This window comes from Legionella sp. D16C41, from assembly GCF_048541585.1.
Lineage (GTDB): Bacteria > Pseudomonadota > Gammaproteobacteria > Legionellales > Legionellaceae > Legionella_C.
Genome location: NZ_CP183303.1, coordinates 3,331,964 through 3,349,966 on the forward strand (window position 1 = coordinate 3,331,964; position 18,003 = coordinate 3,349,966).

The following is an 18,003-nucleotide window of genomic DNA, read 5'->3' on the forward strand; positions in this document are numbered from 1 at the left end:
AACAAATAAATAGATAAATATTATAAATAGCTTAATAAATCGTGAAGAATAATAATGGAATATAAAGATTACTATAAAATTATGGGGCTAGATAAAAATGTCAGCCAAGAAGATATCAAACGAGCTTACCGTAAATTAGCACGTAAATATCATCCTGATGTTAGTAAAGAGCCTGATGCTGAGAGTAAATTTAAGGAACTAGGTGAGGCTTACGAAGTATTAAAAGATCCGGAAAAACGGGCCAAATATGATCAGTATGGTCAATATTGGCAAAATCCTAATACTGGCAAAACATATAGCAGCCAAGGACCAGGACCGCAAACTGATTATCAATTTCATGAATCTTTTGATCAAGCAGGAGCCGCAGATTTTGAGGATTTTCTTAGTAATATTTTTAGACAACGTCATCAACGGCAATATGAACAAGAAGATTATTTCGCAGAATCTTTAGATATTCATGCCAAACTTACTATCAGCCTTGAAGACAGCTTTCATGGCGCTGAAAAAACACTACAATTACAAAAGCCTGTAATGACGCAACAGGGCTGGCCTGAATATGAAACACGCTCAATTAAAGTTAAAATTCCTAAAGGGGTTACCGATAAGCAGCAAATTCGCTTAAAAGGGCAAGGAAATGAAGGTAAAAAGCAACGTAAGGGAGACTTATATATTGAAATTAATATTGCTCCTCATCCGTGGTTTAAATTAGAAAAAAAAGATATTCATCTAGAACTACCTATAACTCCTTGGGAGGCAACGCTGGGTGCTAGCGTGCAAGTGCCAACATTAGGTGGCCTGGTAAAGCTTAAAATTCCTAAATTAACCCAAACTGGAAAACAAATGCGTCTTAAAGGGCGAGGTTTGCCTGGTACTCCTTCAGGTGATCAATTTATTAGTTTAAAAATTGTTATTTCTACTATCGAAAATCCTGAAGTTAATAAACTCTATGAACAAATTGCTGCAGCCACACCATTTAACCCGCGACAAAACTTAGGAGTAAGTAATGACTAAAAATCATAATGACACTCAAGCGTCTGAATGTGAAGAGCAATTCTATTTATCTCTACAAGAAATTACTTATTCTTTTGGTGTCTCACAGACAACTATTCTTGAAATAATTGATGAAGGAATTATTGCAGCTAATAAAAACAATCAAAATGAATGGCAATTTGATAATGAGGCCTTTCGCCGTATTAATATGGTTCTACGACTTAACAGAGATTTAGGTGTTAATTTGGCTGGCGCTGGTTTAGCATTAGATTTACTAAATGAAATTGAGCGCTTACAACGCTTACTTAATCGAAAATAACTTAAAATAGTAACCGCTATAGAAGTTTTATATACTCAATTTAAGGATATTTAAATGCACAAAAGACTAATTTTACTAAGCTTGCTTTTTGTAAATTTAAGTTATGCTGATGACCCTAATAAACAAGCATTTGAAGATTACTGCTATCAAGCGGGAGGGCAGGTTGAACAAATGCCAGCGCAATTTAGTACTAAAACTGGTTTAACAGAGGGGTTTAAGAAGGATTTTTGTACATTTAAAATAGATGGAGGCTTTATCGCTGTAGGTTTAGAGACCTTTGCATCTCCTGAGCTTAATATAGCAGCAACTTTAATTAAGAAATTACCACCTATTCCTTCTAACTCGCCTCTATTTAAAGGAAATTATGATAATCCATCTCTTAATTTTTGTAAGAATATTGGTGGAGCAAGTATTGTATTTTTAGTACCTAATGGTGGATTTAGTAATGCGCTGGGCCAAACAGATATTTGTGTATTTGGTGACGGCTCTATGATAAGTAGTTGGTCTTTAATTTATATTGCTAATGGTAGAACAGGCTATTCCCTTGTAAAAGATAAAACTAAAGCAGAACCTCTAGCTATTAAAATACCAAGTTAGAGAAGCTAACTTAAATTAAGTCTAATTTAATTTCCAAAGCTATAATCTTCTGGAAAATTAATTGCAATATGTAATAAATCACATTATGACATCAACTTAAGAGAATTTTATGTAGGTTGCGCCTTGGACTAATGGCGCTGCCTTAAAACTCTAGCCTACGTCCCGTGGCTTGTCCACGAGATCCAGATCTCTAATCCTCAGCCGAGATTCCTGGATCCCTCGGACAAGCCGAGGGACGTAGAGTATCAAAAAGCAGCTGTAGCCTGGGTGTAGGCCTGCGGGCCGAAACCCGGGTTTCACGTCGTTTCACCCAGGCTACTTGCTATTAAAATACCAAGTTAAAGAAGCTAACTTAAATTAAGTCTAATTTAAGTTCTAAGACTATAATCTTCTGGAAAATTAATCGCAATATGTAATAAATCACATTATGGCATCAATTTAAGAGAATTTTTATATAGGTTGGGCCTTGGACTAATGGCGCTGCCTTAAAACTCTAGCCTACGTCCCGTGGCTTGTCCACGGGATCCAGGTCTCTAATCCTCAGCCGAGATTCCTGAATCCCTCGGACAAGCCTGTATCTTAGTCACAAGTTATAAATCTTGGTGAAAAGTCAGATTTGAGTGCAGATTGGGAGAAAGCCTTAAGGCAGCGCCATTAGGCTTTGGCCACAATCTACATTAAAACTTAAATTAACGCCTTGCCTGATATTTATTACTTTAATATTTGTTCTGCTTATTATCGTTCTTCACAAACGGTATAAAATCCATGTCGATAAGGATTGCTACGTGCTCTAAAGATATAATCGCGACAATATTGGCCGCGTTCATCTCGATAACGTTTGTCCAAACGAAAAGAAAAATCATTAAAATTCATATCTTGTTGCCATTCTTGCTGCTGCTTAGCTCGATCTTGTGCTTCCATTTTGTTTAAGTAGTGACTAAGCTTGCTCGCATAACCAATCGATACAAACAAAGCTGCTAGAAAAGTCATAAGGAAAACTATTTTTTTAGCCATAATAAATTCAAATAAGTCAACACGAACAATATTAAAACATAAAAATAAAATATATACAAATTGCCTAAAATTGACTGGAAAGTTTATTTCCTAAGCTTTTTAAACTTAGGAAGCTAATTATAAAAAGATTGGGCGCCAAATGGTATACCGCCTATTAAAGCTTTCCTTAATGTAAAGCTAAAAGAATTTATACAGCTATAGGCGCTTTAATAGTGGGATGCGCTTGATAGTTAATAAAACTAAAATCTTCAAACTGATAATCAAAAAGAGACTTTGGGCAGCGATGGATAACTAGTTCCGGTAGCGGAAAAGGCTTTCTTGTTAGCTGGATGCGAGCTTGCTCTATATGATTATTATATAAATGGCAGTCACCGCCAGTCCAAATAAAATCACCTAAAGCAAGATTACACTGTTGTGCAATCATATAGGTTAATAATGAATAAGAGGCAATATTAAAAGGCACACCTAAAAAAACATCTGCTGAGCGTTGATATAACTGACAAGATAATTTTCCCTGAGCAACATAAAATTGAAATAAGGCATGGCAAGGCATTAAAGCCATTTTATCCAACTCACCTACATTCCAGGCACTGACAATAAGACGTCGAGAATCAGGGTTATTTTTAATCTGCTCTACAACTTCTGTTAATTGATCAATACTACGACCATCTGGTGTAGGCCAAGAGCGCCATTGCCGCCCATATACAGGGCCTAAATTACCTTTCTCGTCAGCCCATTCATTCCAAATAGTAACGCCATGGTCATTTAAATAAGCAATATTTGTATCACCTTGTAAAAACCATAATAATTCATGAATAATGCTACGTATATGCAATTTTTTTGTTGTAACTAAGGGAAAGCCTGCTGCTAGATTAAAGCGCATCTGATAGCCAAATACTGATAAGGTTCCTGTACCAGTACGATCTGATTTTTCAACGCCCGTTTGTAAAATATGTTCTAATAATGCTAAATAGGTTTGCATCGTTTAACCCACCATAAACAAAAACCTGCAGCAAGCATAGGTATTGATAATAACTGCCCCATCGTTAGCCAGTTAAAAGCAACAAAACCAAGTTGCGCATCTGGCTCACGAAAAAACTCAATAATTAAGCGACTGCAAGCATAACCAATTAAAAAGACCGCAGATACACAACCAACCGGACGCGGCTTTGCTGCATACCACCAAACTAAAATAAATAAAGCAATACCTTCTAAACCAAATTCATATAATTGAGAGGGGTGGCGTGGCAATCCATCTGAATGCGGAAATATCATAGCCCATGGGACATCCGTTACTCGCCCCCATAATTCACCATTAATAAAATTTCCTAACCTACCAGCAGCAAGACCTAAAGGTACTAAAGGTGCAACAAAATCACCAATTTCTAAAAAAGGTTTTTTTATTTTCCTCGAATACAAAATCAGTGCTATAGCTACTCCTAATAATCCACCATGAAAAGCCATACCGCCTTCCCATAATTTAAAGAATATCAGAGGATTATTAATAAACTGCTGCGTATTATAAAACAGCATATAACCTAGCCGACCACCTAGAATTACACCTAAAGCAGCATAAAAAATGAGATCACTAATTTGTTCTGTTGTCCAATTTAATTTATAATGCTTAACCCGCCATTGGGCTAAACACCAAGCAGCTGTAATACCAAATAAATACATCAAGCCATACCAATGTACTTTAAGCGGCCCAATAGAGAATGCCACAGGGTCAATAGCAGGATAAGTTAGCATGATTTTCCCTCAGATTATTCAAAGCATTTAACCCAATTAGCTAGTAAATATTAAACTTAATAAGGTAGTCAAACTGCAATAATACATTTGATTATAACGTTATAATATTAACTCGATACTCGTTATTAACAAAATAATAATAAAAATATACTCCAATTGCCTTTGAGAAAGTAGATAAGTAAGCCTTGCCCCCCAAAAAGCACCCAAAATACTAGGAATAGCAATACTTATGACAGCTGGCCAATAAATATAACCCGTAGTATAAGCTGGCAACCCAGCCTCATGAAAGCCCATTATAATAAACATTAAAGTACCGGTAATCGCTGCAGTCGTAACACATAAAGCTGAAACTGGTGCGATTTGTCGCATTTCTAGATTGTAATAAGACAAATAAGGCACAATTATTACGCCGCCCCCTACTCCTAATAAACCTGAGCAAAAGCCAATTAAAAAACTAATTAAACTTGATAATACTCTAGGTGGTTGAGACAATTTAGAGTGGAGAAGTCTAAAATTATACTTAATATTAAGCATAAGCATTATTGCAATAAATAGTAGAAAAACAGCTAATAGGCTTTCTAGCCAACTAACTGATAAATACGTAGATAACAAGACACCAAAAAAACTGCCTATGGCAATTCCTGGTGCCAAACGCTTAAATAAACTCCATAAAATGATACCATGTCGACAATGAGCTCGTACTGCTGCTTGCGAGATTATCAAAATTGCTGCAAGAGAAGTTCCCGTAGCTAAATGAATAGCAAGATCTGCTGGTACTTTGACAAAGTACTGAAAAATAATTAGTAAAGCAGGTACAACAATAATTCCTCCACCAATACCTATTAGACCTGACATTAGGCCTGCTACGATACCCGTAAGGACATATAAAGTACTATTAGCTACAATAGTAAGCATAGACATTATATTCGACCTGCTCTAACTAGGCCGCCTAAGCCTTCGTCTTCTAAGGCTTTTTGTAAGTAAAGCCTTATTTCAACTGCGTGCTCTAATTCCAATACATCGGCAAGCACTTTCCTTGCTTTAGCTAAAGAGATATTACGAATAACCCATTTGACGCGTGGCAGACTGGTAGAGTTCATACTTAACGTATCAAAGCCCATTGCAACAAGTAGGACAACTGCTAAGGGATCACTGGCCATTTCACCACAAATACTGACTTCAATGCCAGCCGCATGGCCGCCCTCTATAATTTTTATTAATGAACGTAACATAGCTGGATGAAATGAATCATATAAATTAGCTACACGTGAATTATTTCTATCAACAGCAAGTAAATATTGGGTTAAATCATTACTACCTACTGAAATAAAATCAACCCGTTTAGCTAAGTCACGAGTTAAGTAAATCGCTGCAGGCACCTCAATCATTACACCAAGTTTAGGTTTCTCGATTTGGCAACCTTCTTCCAAGAGTTCCTGAAAAGCTTGCTCGATTAGTAAGGCGGCCTCTTCTACTTCACTTAAACTGGTAATCATAGGCAGCATGATACGAAGATTATTTAAATCTTCACTTGCACGCATCATAGCTCTAACCTGAATAAGAAATACATCTGGATGATCAAGTGTCACCCTTATACCCCGCCAACCTAAATAAGGATTATCTTCTTCTACCGGAAAATAAGGCAAAATTTTATCGCCACCGATATCTAAAGTACGCATAGTTACCAAACGTGGTGCAAAAGCTTTTAATATCTGACGATAAATAATATGTTGCTCATCTTCGGAAGGAAAACGATCTCGACTCATAAAAGGCACTTCAGAGCGATAAAGTCCTACCCCTTCAGCGCCAACACTCATTGATAAACCAGCATCCATAGCAAGACCTGTATTAACTTGCAAAGAGACTTTGTAATTATCCAGTGTTTCTGCCGGTTTATCGCGTAGATTTTCAAGACTTTGATTTAATTTAAGTTCTTCTTGTGCTAATTTTTTAAATTCAGCCAATAGAGCACGAGAAGGAGAAACATAAACATGGCCTAAGAAACCATCTACAATGACTGCACGATTAGATAAAGCTTCTAGCTTAAGTCCACGTATACCCATAATAGTAGGCACGCCTAAAGCACGAGCCAAAATAGCCACATGTGAATTATTAGAGCCTTTAGCAGAAACAATACCAACTAATTGACCTTCTGGTACTTCAGCTAATACAGAGGCTGTAATTTCTTCACCCACTAAGACGGTTCGCCGCGGATAGGTAATTTCTATTCGTTGCGAAAGTTGTAATTCAGCAAGGACACGGCGACCTAAGTCTCGAAAATCACTGGCACGCTCTTGTAAGTATTCATCTTCCATACTTTCAAATTGCTGAACATGTTTCCGAATAACAACTGACAATGCTGCCTGAGCGCTTAAGTTTTCTGCTTGAATAACTGCTATAACTTCAGCACCCAAACTTTCTTTATCTAAAATACGAATATAAACATCGAATAATGCTTGTTCATCTTCTGCAACGGTCGCTTTAATACGTCTACTTAAACGTTGCATATCTTCACGGGCAGATTGTAATGCTTTTAAAAAAATATCTATTTCCGTTTCAATATCTTCAACCGTATGGCGAGGTACTGAATCGATATCAGCAGGCGCATAGATAACAACAGCACGCCCAATACCCACCCCAGGTACACAGCCAATACCAGATAAAGCAATATGTGCAGGCAACTCAGTTTTTTTTGCCCCTATAGGCTTAGGTTGAGTTAATTGAACTAATTCACCTGTTGCCTCAGCATGAGCAATAATACCGCCTAATTGGGCAGCTAGAGTAATTAAGAAAGCTTCTTCTGCATCATCAAAATAACGTTGCTCTGTCTGTTGTACAGTAATTACCCCATAGAGCTTACGATGCTGAATAATAGGAACACCTAAAAAAGCATTCAAGTGTTCCTCACCCAGCAGTGGGTTTTTATGAAACTCTGGATGCATAGGCGCATCAATAATATTAATAGGTTCTTCTCGTCGGCCAATTAATCCAATAATTCCACTGTCTAAACCGACTCGAACTTGTGATTCAGCATATTTATTTAGCCCTTCAGTAGCAATTAACACATACTCAGCATGTTTATTATCAATTAGGTATACCGATACAGCATCTGCCGCCAAGGCTTTATGCAAACGCTGCACGAGAATAGATAAAGCCTCAGATAAATGATTAGCGGTCGTAACATCCTGTACAATACGTTTTAAAATTTTTAACATTTATGAACTATGATTACCTCGCTTGCGACGTATACCAAATGGGGTACGCCGTTTTTTTAACAAGTGCTCTAATTCCTTCATGGCTTGAGCATAGACTTGTCTTTTAAAAAAAATCACCTGCTCCTGCGGTTCGTGATAATCAATCCAACGCCAACTATCAAATTCTGGCGAATCACTTAAATCAAGACGTACCTTCTGTTCAGAAGCAATTAGCTTGAGTAAATACCATTTTTGCTTTTGGCCAATAACTAAAGGCTCACTCCCATGCCGCAAATATTGTTTAGGTAGACGGTATTTTAGCCATCGTTTAGTAACACCTATAATTTCAATATCTTCTTTATCTAAGCCAACTTCCTCGCGTAGTTCACGATACATTGCCTCAAGCGGTGTTTCACCTGCAATTAAACCGCCCTGCGGAAATTGCCAGGCATCATGGCCATTACGCCTGCCCCAAAAAACACGACCTGAATCATTAACAAGAATAATTCCTACATTAAGCCTATAGCCGGCTCGATCAATTACCATTTCATTACTATTTACACTTAAGTCATTAATTCGTGATTTTTCCATAAAGTGCAAGACTTTGGCAATTACTCTCTATTTTAATTTAAGCACAACACAAAATATTATACATTGTTAAAATAAAAAGCTTATTTTTTACAAAAAAATTACACACTTTTTTAGTTTACAGTTTTGCAATACTTTTATGAAAAAAACAAGATCAATTAAATTTAAAATATTCCATATTGGAATATTTTTAAACAAAAATTAAATAAAATTAGCTTGTTACCTAAAAGCTTATTAATTTTAATTAAAATACCTTGGTTGGTATAAATTTACAGTTTTGTAACAACTTATTGGACATATTTGTTTCACTTAAAGTAATTATTTGCTATGATGCCAACGATTTTTTCAAACATATGGAGAAAAATTATGGCATTATTTAATTTTAAATTTAAGAAAAGCGATGTGCAAAACAATTGGAAAACTGCTTCTGCAGTTAGCTTAGCTCTTTTAGCTGCACTTGGAGTAGGCTTAACTTGTGCATTCTTCCCACCTGCACTTGGTTTCGTTGCTGGTATTACTCTTTTCGGCGCTGCACCTTTCGCAGGTTTAGCTTCAATGTCTGTCGTTGCTGCTTCTTTTGCAGCTGCTGGAATTGCTGCCGCTGCAGTTTTTGCTGCTTCAGCTGTCGTTAATGCAGTGACTAAGCTATCTAATCTTTTTGATAACTTATTCCGCACTAAGAAAACTCACATTACTAACTTCAAGCACGAACACATTGTTAACGATGGTTTCGGTAATAATGGTTTTAGTTTTAACAACCCACTTAAAGGTCTTGGTAGCAAACTTCATAGCCACCCATCTAAAAAAGTAGAAAAGGATCTTCCTAAAGCAGCGAATGAAGAAGATACTTTACATCGTAGCACTGCGAAAACTGATGCTCCTTCTATAGTAGTTTCTCCTACTAGAACTACTCCTGAAGTAAAAGATTTAGGACAAAGCACGAATCGTTATACAACTTATCAACCTGCTGAAGTACAAACAGATGTAGTACAAACAGAAGAATCTAAATTAGTTATAAAATAATTAATTACTGTTATTCTCTCAGTATATGTTGAGCTTAAGCTCAACATATACTTTCTTCATTTTCCTTTCTATTTTCTTCAACCGCTTACTAGAATTAATTACTTATTAAAACTACCTAGAACAAGCATTTTACTTATAAATACATTATAATTTGTCACTTTTATAAGACAGGGTTTTTAAGTATGACTCGCAAATTAGTGGTAACCAGTGCACTTCCTTATGCTAATGGCCCACTTCACCTAGGACATTTAGTTGAGCATATTCAGACAGATGTATGGGTCCGTACGCATAAGATGTTAGGCCATACCTGTATTAGTGTTTGTGGTGATGATGCCCATGGCACGCCAATTATGTTAAAAGCAGAACAACTTGGTATAAGTCCTGAAGAATTAACTAGACAAATGAAGCAAAGCCATGAGCAGGATTTTCAAAACTTTGCTATTTATTACGACTATTACCATACAACGCATTCTAAGGAAAACCAGACGCTAGCGAGTCAGATTTACCAGCAGTTACAAGCCAATGGTGATATTGTTAAAAAAACTATTCGGCAAGCCTATGATCCAGTTAAAGAAATGTTCCTACCTGATCGTTATGTCAAAGGAACATGCCCTAAATGTGGCACGCTTGATCAATATGGTGATAATTGCGAAAGTTGTGGTGCTACCTATGCAACCACGGACTTAATCGATGCAGTTTCCGCAATTTCAGGCGCAAAACCGATTGAAAAAGAATCGGAACATTATTTTTTTGATTTACCACGTTATGAAAAATTATTAAAAGAATGGACTCGCCAAGGCCATTTACAAACAGAGGTAAGTAACAAACTTGATGAGTGGTTTGCAGCAGGCTTAAAGCAGTGGGATATTTCGCGTGACGCGCCTTATTTTGGTTTCCCTATTCCAGGTACGACTAATAAATTTTTCTATGTTTGGTTAGATGCCCCTATTGGCTATATGGCAAGTTTTCAAAAATACTGTGAACTTCATCAATTATCATTTGATGAATTTTGGGGAAAAAACTCTACAGCGGAGCTTTATCATTTTGTAGGTAAAGATATTGTCTACTTTCATGCCCTCTTCTGGCCTGCAATGCTTGCCGGAAGTAACCATCGTCTTCCGACAGCCATTTTTACGCATGGTTTTTTAACTGTTAATGGACAGAAGATGTCTAAATCCCGGGGCACATTTATTGAAGCAAGAACCTACTTAAATCATCTTCATCCTGAATATCTACGTTATTACTTTGCTGCTAAATTAAATGGTAAAGTAGACGACCTTGATTTAAATTTTGATGACTTTATTAATCGAATTAATGCTGACTTAGTAGGTAAAGTGGTGAATATTGCTAGCCGCTGTGCAGGTTTTATTAATAAGCGCTTTGATAATCAATTAGCAGCAGCCTTAAGTGAACCAACATTGTATCAAGAGCTTTTAAGCTTTCGTGAAGGGATTATTGATGCCTATGTTCAAAGAGACTATGCGCGAGCCATTCGCCAAATCATGGAATGTGCTGATCGAGTTAACCAGTATATTGATACAAATAAACCTTGGGTATTGGCCAAAAATCCAGAACAATTAGCTGATGTCCAGGCTATTTGTACTATGGGATTAAATTTATTTCGTATTTTAATGACCTATCTTAAGCCTGTATTACCTTTAATGGCTAATCAAGTAGAAACCTTCTTAAACTGTGGGAGCCTAACCTGGGATTGTCTTAATAAGCCATTAGTAGATCAGACTATTAATTTATTTAAACCATTAATGGTTCGCGTTGAACGTGATAAGGTAGATGCTGTGTTAGAAGAAACAAAAGCTAATTTAACTAAAACTAGTCAGCCTAAAGCGGAACAAGTTGCAGAAATACAATCTATTAGTATTGACGACTTTAGTAAAATCGATTTACGAGTAGCTAAAATTATTGCTGCTGAACCGGTTGAAGGCGCTGATAAATTATTACGTTTACAGCTCGATTTAGGAAATAGCCAAAAGCAAGTTTTTGCTGGTATAAAATCAGCTTATGAACCTAATGAGCTTATCGGCCGCTTAACCGTTGTTGTTGCTAATTTAGCACCACGCACTATGCGTTTTGGCGTATCTGAAGGAATGATTTTAGCAGCTGGTGATGGAAAAGGTATATTTTTATTACAACCTGATACAGGCGCTTTACCTGGTATGAAAGTAAAATGACTATTTCAGTAAAAGATATCGATGCCTTATTACCACAAACGCAATGTGGCGAGTGTGGTTTTTCTGGCTGCCTACCTTACGCAGAAGCTTTGTTACAAGGAAGCACCCCTATTGATCGCTGTCCGCCAGGTGGCGTTGAAACTGTTAAAGTATTAGCAAAGTTATTACAAATGGATGCTACTCCTTACCTTTCTACAGCACAAGCAAATATGCGTAAACCTAGCGTTGCTAAAATACGTGAAGCAGATTGTGTAGGCTGTACTAAATGCATTCAAGCGTGCCCTGTGGATGCCATTATTGGTAGTGGAAAACTTATGCATGTAGTCTTAGCAACAGCTTGTACAGGCTGTGGTTTGTGTGTTGAGCCCTGCCCAGTAGATTGTATTGAGATGCATATTATTGATAAACCAACTTATAATCGTGAGCAAGCCAGGCAACGCTTTCAAGCTAAACAAATAAGAAATTTACGTGAGCAACATGAGCAACAGCAGCTCTACCGGGCTAAAAAGCAATTAGCTAAACAAACGCAAAATAGCCAAGAATTAGAAGCAAAGAAAAATTATATTTTACAAGCTCTTAATCGTGTAAAGACTAAAAAAAATCATGGATAGTTTAACTCGCCGCGAAATCTTTAAACGCTTTCAAGCAGCTAACCCTAGCCCTACTACCGAATTACGTTTTAATTCGTCGTTTGAACTGCTTATTGCGGTCATTTTATCTGCCCAAGCAACAGATATCAGTGTGAATAAAGCTACTGAGAAATTATTTCCTATCGCCAATACTCCAGAAGCTATTTTTTCATTAGGCGAAGAAAAACTACAAACTTATATTAATAAAATTAACTTATATCGCGGTAAAGCAAGAAATGTTATTAAGACATGTCAGATGCTACTAGAAAAGCATCATGGTGAAGTCCCAACTACTCGTGAAGAATTAGAAGCACTGCCTGGTGTAGGCCGCAAGACCGCTAATGTCGTTTTAAATACCGCTTTTAAACAGCCTGTTATAGCAGTTGATACACATATCTTTCGTGTTGCTAATCGTACGGGTATTGCACCTGGTAAAAACCCGCTAGAAGTTGAATTAAATTTACTAAAGGTTGTTGATGAAGAATTTGTGCTGAATGCTCATCATTGGTTGCTTTTACATGGACGTTATGTTTGTGTTGCCCGTAAACCTCATTGCCATGGTTGTACCATACGTGATTTATGCGAATATCCCGAAAAAACACTCTAAAGCTTTAAGTTAAGTAAAGTTTACTAAAAAAGAATTACTCCATTAAATTAAATATCAAAATGTCTAGAAATTAATTTACTTTGGCCCTAGAATGAAATTTCCGACTTCAGCAGGGAGAAGCATATGCGTTGGTGGTGGAATAATTCTGAGGATTCAGTTAACGCACAAGCAATTACTCAATCCCCAGGTAATAATAGTTGGTGGAATAGGATAAAAGGATGGGGTAGCGATTTATGGAACAGTAATACAGTTGCAGAAACAGCAACGAATGTTAGTAGTTTCACTTATAATACCATCTTAAAATCGTTTGAACTTGCACCAGCTGCGGTAAAAACAGTTGCCTCTGTAATCACCCATACCCAAACCAGGCAAATTGCCTATCATATAGCCCGTATTTTTGCCGAAGACATAGCACCTTTAGTTGCTGTCAATTATGCTTTTGACAGTTTAAAAAAATATAGTGAAGATGAATTAATTGATAAAAATGCGGAGTGGGTAAGTGCTACTACACTCTTACAAACTTCATTAGGATTATTACAAGCAGCACTATGGGTTTATAATACTCGGAAAAAAACACAAGCTACGGTACGTATGGCTGTAGTAGCTTTTGAGGCATCTAAATCTTTAAATACCGTTAATTCTGACCTTCCCAAGCAAATTTGTATTGAAAAGAAATGCGACTTGCTACGTTATGTAAGAGGTAACTTTCGTGATCTTACCACTTTTTGGGCTACAGAAGCAGCCTTATCCTTAATAGGCTATATCCCTTTTGGCGATAAAGTTGTTGCCGTTTTATCTGTCTATCATCGTGGGCGTTATGCTTTAACTATGGTATTGCCTGATTTATGTCAGCGCCATCAAGTAGAATATTTAAAAGAAAATGCTGAGCTTTCATTAGCATTAGGTCTCTATCAATTAGGTGCTACCCTTTTATTGAGTTGGGGCATTGAATCACTAACAAATATACCCTCTAAATACTATCAACCTTTTGTAGCGCAAGCCATGCTATTGACCCAGATTAGCGTTGCTGCTCACTCTCGCTTACCACGGCCAATCGATCAATCACAACGAAAAGTATTTGATCCCGTAGGCGCTTACCAGAGTTTAATCAGCCTTATTTTTGATATTGTAGCCTCTGGCCTTAAAAAACAAATTCCTAAGTTACTTAAAGGGCCACCAGCCGATATTCCTTGGCAAAAAATTTATAATGCAGCGATAGAGCTACAACAGTACTCCTATATACAAAAAATAGAAACAATTGCTTTACCGCGTATGTTACATAGTCCAGAAGCATTTATTTCTGATCCAGTTATTCAACCCTATTGGAAATATTTACGTGAACGTTCAATATTAGCGTTAACAGCACTAGAGGATCTAAACGCTCCCTTTTTAAAAATAAGTGAAGTAGCAACTTACGATCCTAAAAAAGCAGCCCAATTATTTTTAATTAAAGTCGCAACTTATGATCCCAAAAAAGCGGCTAAGTTATTATGGTTAATTTTTGGAATGCCTAAATCTGTCTCTCGAGAAGTTTTAAAACAACTTGGGAATCAAAAATTTATGCTTGATATAGGTTCTTGGCGCAGAAAATTAGAAACGCTAGAAGTTAGAGATTCATTAAAAGAATTTGACTCTAGTCCTTTAACTTTACAATTAAGGCAACCAGAACCTAAACAAGAAATAACCCTACCGCCAAAGGAAGAAAATAGCAAAGAAGAGGAAGGTAATAACACTAAAATAGACGCTAAAGAAATAATTAATCCTAATAAAAATTCTGGATCAACCCGTGCCAAAGATATTATTATTACATCGACAAAGCGCTCAACCCCCAAAAAACCACCGGTTAATCTGATTCAAACTAAATTTAATTCGCCATCTAAAGTATCAGCTCATAATTTAGGTTTGTTTGATTCCGCTAAAAAAGAAAAACAAGATCAACAAAAGAGAGTAGATCCAATAGATAGTGTGAGTTTCTCTTAAGGATCTTTTTTTCTAAATCGACATTCTGCGACTTATCAAGGAGATTTAGCGCTGTAATTAACTAGCTAAATTCCGTAGAGCCAGTCGCAGGCTATCGGCAAGAGGTAAAAGACGCTTGTCCTATGCAAATTAATTTTACAATTTAGATAAATTTGCCAACTAAATAATGATAGTGGTATAGTGCCGACCCATTAAGCGGTTGTAACGGCTTAATGCTAACATTCTAAAAAATTTACTATAAAGGATTAAGTGCTTAATTGTAAAATTTACATATTAAAACTTGCCATATTAGAAATTATTAAAGGTTTTATTCATTTTAGTTTTAGTAAATGGCTCTAATATGAATTTTATTGCAACACCGTTTTCCGATCGTAGATATATCTTGCTTACATTGGCAATGGTAATTTGTCTTATTCTTTTAATTAATGTTTCATTTAAAGTAATTGCCATACATGATTTATATTTTACAGCTAACAGTATCTTGTGTTCTTTTATAGCTGGGTTATATCTCTTAGTTTTAAAAAATTGTAATTTAAAGCAACAGCGTCAAGTACTAAATCAATCTTTATTAGCACTCTATTTATTTTCAGTAGGCGTTTATCTTTTATTAAATCTACCTTCAACAGAAAATATACGTAATACTGTTGCCTACCAAATTGTTTTTGAAGCGATTCCAAGAAAATTTTTCTCATCCACGATTGCTTTTGGTATTAGTTTTTACTTACCTCACCTTTTATTTTCTGCTCGCTATCCTGAAATTTTTAACTTACCACGAAAATGCATGTTACTTGCCTTACTGGGGGGATTTTCATTTTTTTCTCTTGATTTTCTATTGCTTTTCTCAGAACCCTACACCAAAAAGTTTAGCCTACTTTATCTAGATTCTTTACTAGTTGCTGCCAGTGTTTTGCTTCTTATTGGAGTTAGTTATTTAGCCTATCTTTTATCTTCACGCGATAATAAATTTAAAAGTAAAATAGCCTATTTTTTTAACCCTTATTATCATTATTTACTGGGATTAGCTGTTATTATTTTATTAACTAGTCTTGTTTGTGAATACCGCTTAATCTCCTTTGGAGCGTATGGAATTTTAGCTGCCAGTGGGATTTTATTTCCCTTTATAATGTTAATAAGTAGCCTTGTAGGTGAATTATTTGGTTATAGAGCTAATTTATATTTAATAGTTGTTATGGTATTAGCAGCATTAGCTTTTGATTTGTTATTTATGTCTACAATTTTATTACCTTCTCCAGATTTCTTTAATCTCAATTCTTATTATTATTTTGTTATGCCAAGACATATTGTGACTACTACTTTGGCAATTTTAGTTGCTTTTAGCTCTAACGCTTTTTTACTTAAAAAATTCAAAATTATGTATGACACTCATCGTGCCATACGTATCTTTGCTGCAAATATATTAGCAAATACATTATTATGTACTATTAATTATTCTATTCTACTTACCGGCATCTATCCTTATGAAGAAATTTTTAATTTAAGTTTAAGTGGCTGGATTTATAAATTTATAGTTACTTTAATTAGTTTACCGTTAATCATTTATTTATATAATTTTTTAAATGAAAAACTTAACGTATTAGCAATATAAATCTAAGCTTCTATTCTTTCTTTGTAACAGCCTAACTACAACTTTTCACCAAGAGTTAAGATACCTCGCTTGAGCTATTACCTTTCTTTTTAACCGGCCTTTTCCAACCAATAATTGTCTTTTGTTTACTCTCGCAAATAGTTAACTCGCCAGGCGGTACATTTTTACGAATAGTGCTACCTGCACCAACTGTAGCATAAGCACCTACTTTTACAGGAGCCACTAACTGAGTATCTGAGCCAATAAAGGCGCCGTCTTCAATGATAGTCTGATGCTTATTTACTCCGTCATAATTACAAGTAATTGTACCAGCCCCTACATTAACCTCTTTACCTAATGTTACATCACCTAGATAACTTAAATGGTTTGCCTTACTTCCTTCAGCAAAAATAGCTTTTTTAGCTTCAACAAAATTACCTATTTTACAGCGAGGGCCTAACTGAGTGCCAGGACGTAAACGTGCAAAAGGGCCTATATGACATTGCTTACCAATCTCGCAGTCTTCAAGTACACTATTAGCATAAATTTCAGAACCTTCGTCTATAGTCACATTTGAAAGTACGCAATTAGGGCCAATAGAGCAACCGTTATGCAAAATAACTTTGCCAATGAATACACAATTCACATCGATAAAAACATCCTTGCCACAAATTAATTCACCACGAATATCAATGCGATTAGCATCAACTATAAAAGTACCCTTTAATAATAATTGCTCAGCTTGCTTTCTTTGAAAAGCGCGCTCTAACTGTTGTAACTGCAGTTTTGTATTTACGCCTTGAACTTCTAAAATATCTTCTACCATAAAGGAAGTTAAGTTATATCCTTCAGAAACAGCCAAAGAAATAATCTGAGTTAAGTAATACTCATGTTGCGCATTATTATTATTAAGTAGAGGCAACCAACGGGCTAAATCTTTAGCTTGTGCGCAACACACACCTGTATAAATTTCCTTAACTTGTTTTTGTTCAGTGGTTGCATCTTTTTCTTCAACAATAGTTTGTATAGCTCCTGTGTCATCGCGAATAATTCGGCCAAGACCAGTTGGATCGGGAAATTGTGCTACCAGTAAAGCAAGTGTGCGAGGTTCTACATTAGAATTATACTGTGTATTTACAATTAATTTTTGTAACGTTTCTGCTTGAATTAAAGGCACATCCCCTGCAAGAATTAATACATTGGAAGTCAGCGAAAGGTAAGGTAATACCTGCTTAACTGCATGTCCGGTACCTAATTGTTCCTCTTGCAGAATCCAACTGACCTCTAAGTCATTCAATTCTTGTTTCACCTGCTCGCCACCATGCCCATAAACTACATAAATAGCTTCTGGTTTTAATTGCTGTGCTGTATTAATCACATGTCTTAACATGGGTTGGCCGGCAAGTGTATGAAGCACTTTGGGTTTAGTAGAATACATCCTTTTACCTTGCCCAGCAGCAAGGATAATAATTTGTAGAGACATAAGTATTGTAATTTCCTTAAGCTAGTTGGCATCATCCTAACTGGTGGATACCTGAT

General features: G+C 36.1%; 16 protein-coding genes. 9 read left to right on the forward strand and 7 right to left on the reverse strand.

Annotation, left to right across the window (positions count from 1 at the left end; all coding sequences use genetic code 11):
- The first annotated feature begins 54 nt into the window (after nt 1-54).
- The 3 genes from ACNVED_RS14480 to ACNVED_RS14490 are packed head-to-tail and all read left to right on the forward strand — an operon-like array spanning nt 55 to nt 1,906.
- Nucleotides 55-1,011 carry a DnaJ C-terminal domain-containing protein gene (locus ACNVED_RS14480; protein WP_419419688.1) on the forward strand — a complete coding sequence of 319 codons (957 nt, stop codon included), beginning with the start codon at nt 55-57 and terminating at the stop codon, nt 1,009-1,011.
- Complete coding sequence (locus tag ACNVED_RS14485) at nt 1,004-1,309, forward strand: chaperone modulator CbpM (RefSeq protein ID WP_419419689.1); 306 nt, start codon at nt 1,004-1,006, stop codon at nt 1,307-1,309. Before ACNVED_RS14480 ends, ACNVED_RS14485 begins: the two co-directional genes overlap by 8 nt.
- Before the next feature lie 54 nt (nt 1,310-1,363).
- Nucleotides 1,364-1,906 carry a hypothetical protein gene (locus tag ACNVED_RS14490; RefSeq protein WP_419419690.1) on the forward strand — a complete coding sequence of 181 codons (543 nt, stop codon included), beginning with the start codon at nt 1,364-1,366 and terminating at the stop codon, nt 1,904-1,906.
- Nucleotides 1,907-2,641: 735 nt separating this feature from the next.
- On the opposite strand, the gene ACNVED_RS14495 is transcribed toward ACNVED_RS14490, so the two are convergent.
- The 6 genes from ACNVED_RS14495 to ACNVED_RS14520 form a co-directional block, all read right to left on the reverse strand.
- Nucleotides 2,642-2,920 (reverse strand): hypothetical protein, encoded by a 279-nt coding sequence (locus ACNVED_RS14495; RefSeq protein ID WP_419419691.1) that lies wholly within the window; start codon nt 2,918-2,920, stop codon nt 2,642-2,644.
- A gap of 187 nt (nt 2,921-3,107) precedes the next feature.
- The gene (thyA, locus tag ACNVED_RS14500) at nt 3,108-3,902 is read right to left on the reverse strand and encodes a thymidylate synthase (protein ID WP_419419692.1); all 795 of its coding nucleotides are present in this window, start codon (nt 3,900-3,902) and stop codon (nt 3,108-3,110) included.
- Nucleotides 3,887-4,669 carry a prolipoprotein diacylglyceryl transferase gene (lgt, locus tag ACNVED_RS14505; RefSeq protein WP_419419693.1) on the reverse strand — a complete coding sequence of 261 codons (783 nt, stop codon included), beginning with the start codon at nt 4,667-4,669 and terminating at the stop codon, nt 3,887-3,889. Before lgt ends, thyA begins: the two co-directional genes overlap by 16 nt.
- A 99-nt stretch (nt 4,670-4,768) precedes the next feature.
- Nucleotides 4,769-5,590, reverse strand: a complete 822-nt coding sequence (locus tag ACNVED_RS14510) for a sulfite exporter TauE/SafE family protein (RefSeq protein ID WP_419419694.1) — start codon at nt 5,588-5,590, stop codon at nt 4,769-4,771.
- Nucleotides 5,590-7,884, reverse strand: coding sequence for a phosphoenolpyruvate--protein phosphotransferase (gene ptsP, locus ACNVED_RS14515; RefSeq protein ID WP_419419695.1), 2,295 nt, complete (start codon nt 7,882-7,884; stop codon nt 5,590-5,592). Before ptsP ends, ACNVED_RS14510 begins: the two co-directional genes overlap by 1 nt.
- Nucleotides 7,885-8,409 carry an RNA pyrophosphohydrolase gene (locus ACNVED_RS14520; RefSeq protein WP_419421213.1) on the reverse strand — a complete coding sequence of 175 codons (525 nt, stop codon included), beginning with the start codon at nt 8,407-8,409 and terminating at the stop codon, nt 7,885-7,887.
- A 408-nt stretch (nt 8,410-8,817) separates the two neighbouring features.
- On the opposite strand from ACNVED_RS14520, the gene ACNVED_RS14525 reads away from it, so the two are divergent.
- The 6 genes from ACNVED_RS14525 (at nt 8,818) to ACNVED_RS14550 (ending at nt 16,485) form a co-directional block, all read left to right on the forward strand.
- Complete coding sequence (locus ACNVED_RS14525) at nt 8,818-9,474, forward strand: hypothetical protein (protein ID WP_419419696.1); 657 nt, start codon at nt 8,818-8,820, stop codon at nt 9,472-9,474.
- A gap of 182 nt (nt 9,475-9,656) precedes the next feature.
- Nucleotides 9,657-11,663 (forward strand): methionine--tRNA ligase, encoded by a 2,007-nt coding sequence (metG, locus tag ACNVED_RS14530; RefSeq protein ID WP_419419697.1) that lies wholly within the window; start codon nt 9,657-9,659, stop codon nt 11,661-11,663.
- Nucleotides 11,660-12,274: an RnfABCDGE type electron transport complex subunit B gene (locus ACNVED_RS14535; RefSeq protein ID WP_419419698.1), complete on the forward strand. Its 615-nt coding sequence runs from the start codon at nt 11,660-11,662 to the stop codon at nt 12,272-12,274. The genes metG and ACNVED_RS14535 overlap by 4 nt, the downstream gene beginning before the upstream one ends.
- On the forward strand, nt 12,267-12,899 hold the full coding sequence (gene nth, locus ACNVED_RS14540) for an endonuclease III (protein WP_419419699.1): 633 nt from the start codon (nt 12,267-12,269) through the stop codon (nt 12,897-12,899). Before ACNVED_RS14535 ends, nth begins: the two co-directional genes overlap by 8 nt.
- Nucleotides 12,900-13,022: 123 nt before the next feature.
- Nucleotides 13,023-14,879 (forward strand): hypothetical protein, encoded by a 1,857-nt coding sequence (locus ACNVED_RS14545; protein WP_419419700.1) that lies wholly within the window; start codon nt 13,023-13,025, stop codon nt 14,877-14,879.
- Nucleotides 14,880-15,219: 340 nt separating this feature from the next.
- Nucleotides 15,220-16,485, forward strand: a complete 1,266-nt coding sequence (locus ACNVED_RS14550) for a VUT family protein (protein WP_419419701.1) — start codon at nt 15,220-15,222, stop codon at nt 16,483-16,485.
- Nucleotides 16,486-16,540: 55 nt separating this feature from the next.
- Here the strand turns inward: ACNVED_RS14550 and glmU are convergent, their stop codons facing one another.
- A complete protein-coding gene (gene glmU, locus ACNVED_RS14555; protein ID WP_419419702.1) occupies nt 16,541-17,947 on the reverse strand; it encodes a bifunctional UDP-N-acetylglucosamine diphosphorylase/glucosamine-1-phosphate N-acetyltransferase GlmU in 1,407 nt (468 codons plus the stop codon).
- Nucleotides 17,948-18,003 lie beyond the last annotated feature (56 nt).

Coding starts and splice junctions, on each gene's coding strand:
- ACNVED_RS14480 (WP_419419688.1), top strand. CDS start 55: ATGGAATATAAAGATTACTATAAAATTATGGGGCTAGATAAAAATGTC.
- ACNVED_RS14485 (WP_419419689.1), top strand. CDS start 1,004: ATGACTAAAAATCATAATGACACTCAAGCGTCTGAATGTGAAGAGCAA.
- ACNVED_RS14490 (WP_419419690.1), top strand. CDS start 1,364: ATGCACAAAAGACTAATTTTACTAAGCTTGCTTTTTGTAAATTTAAGT.
- ACNVED_RS14495 (WP_419419691.1), bottom strand. CDS start 2,920: ATGGCTAAAAAAATAGTTTTCCTTATGACTTTTCTAGCAGCTTTGTTT.
- thyA (WP_419419692.1), bottom strand. CDS start 3,902: ATGCAAACCTATTTAGCATTATTAGAACATATTTTACAAACGGGCGTT.
- lgt (WP_419419693.1), bottom strand. CDS start 4,669: ATGCTAACTTATCCTGCTATTGACCCTGTGGCATTCTCTATTGGGCCG.
- ACNVED_RS14510 (WP_419419694.1), bottom strand. CDS start 5,590: ATGTCTATGCTTACTATTGTAGCTAATAGTACTTTATATGTCCTTACG.
- ptsP (WP_419419695.1), bottom strand. CDS start 7,884: ATGTTAAAAATTTTAAAACGTATTGTACAGGATGTTACGACCGCTAAT.
- ACNVED_RS14520 (WP_419421213.1), bottom strand. CDS start 8,409: ATGGTAATTGATCGAGCCGGCTATAGGCTTAATGTAGGAATTATTCTT.
- ACNVED_RS14525 (WP_419419696.1), top strand. CDS start 8,818: ATGGCATTATTTAATTTTAAATTTAAGAAAAGCGATGTGCAAAACAAT.
- metG (WP_419419697.1), top strand. CDS start 9,657: ATGACTCGCAAATTAGTGGTAACCAGTGCACTTCCTTATGCTAATGGC.
- ACNVED_RS14535 (WP_419419698.1), top strand. CDS start 11,660: ATGACTATTTCAGTAAAAGATATCGATGCCTTATTACCACAAACGCAA.
- nth (WP_419419699.1), top strand. CDS start 12,267: ATGGATAGTTTAACTCGCCGCGAAATCTTTAAACGCTTTCAAGCAGCT.
- ACNVED_RS14545 (WP_419419700.1), top strand. CDS start 13,023: ATGCGTTGGTGGTGGAATAATTCTGAGGATTCAGTTAACGCACAAGCA.
- ACNVED_RS14550 (WP_419419701.1), top strand. CDS start 15,220: ATGAATTTTATTGCAACACCGTTTTCCGATCGTAGATATATCTTGCTT.
- glmU (WP_419419702.1), bottom strand. CDS start 17,947: ATGTCTCTACAAATTATTATCCTTGCTGCTGGGCAAGGTAAAAGGATG.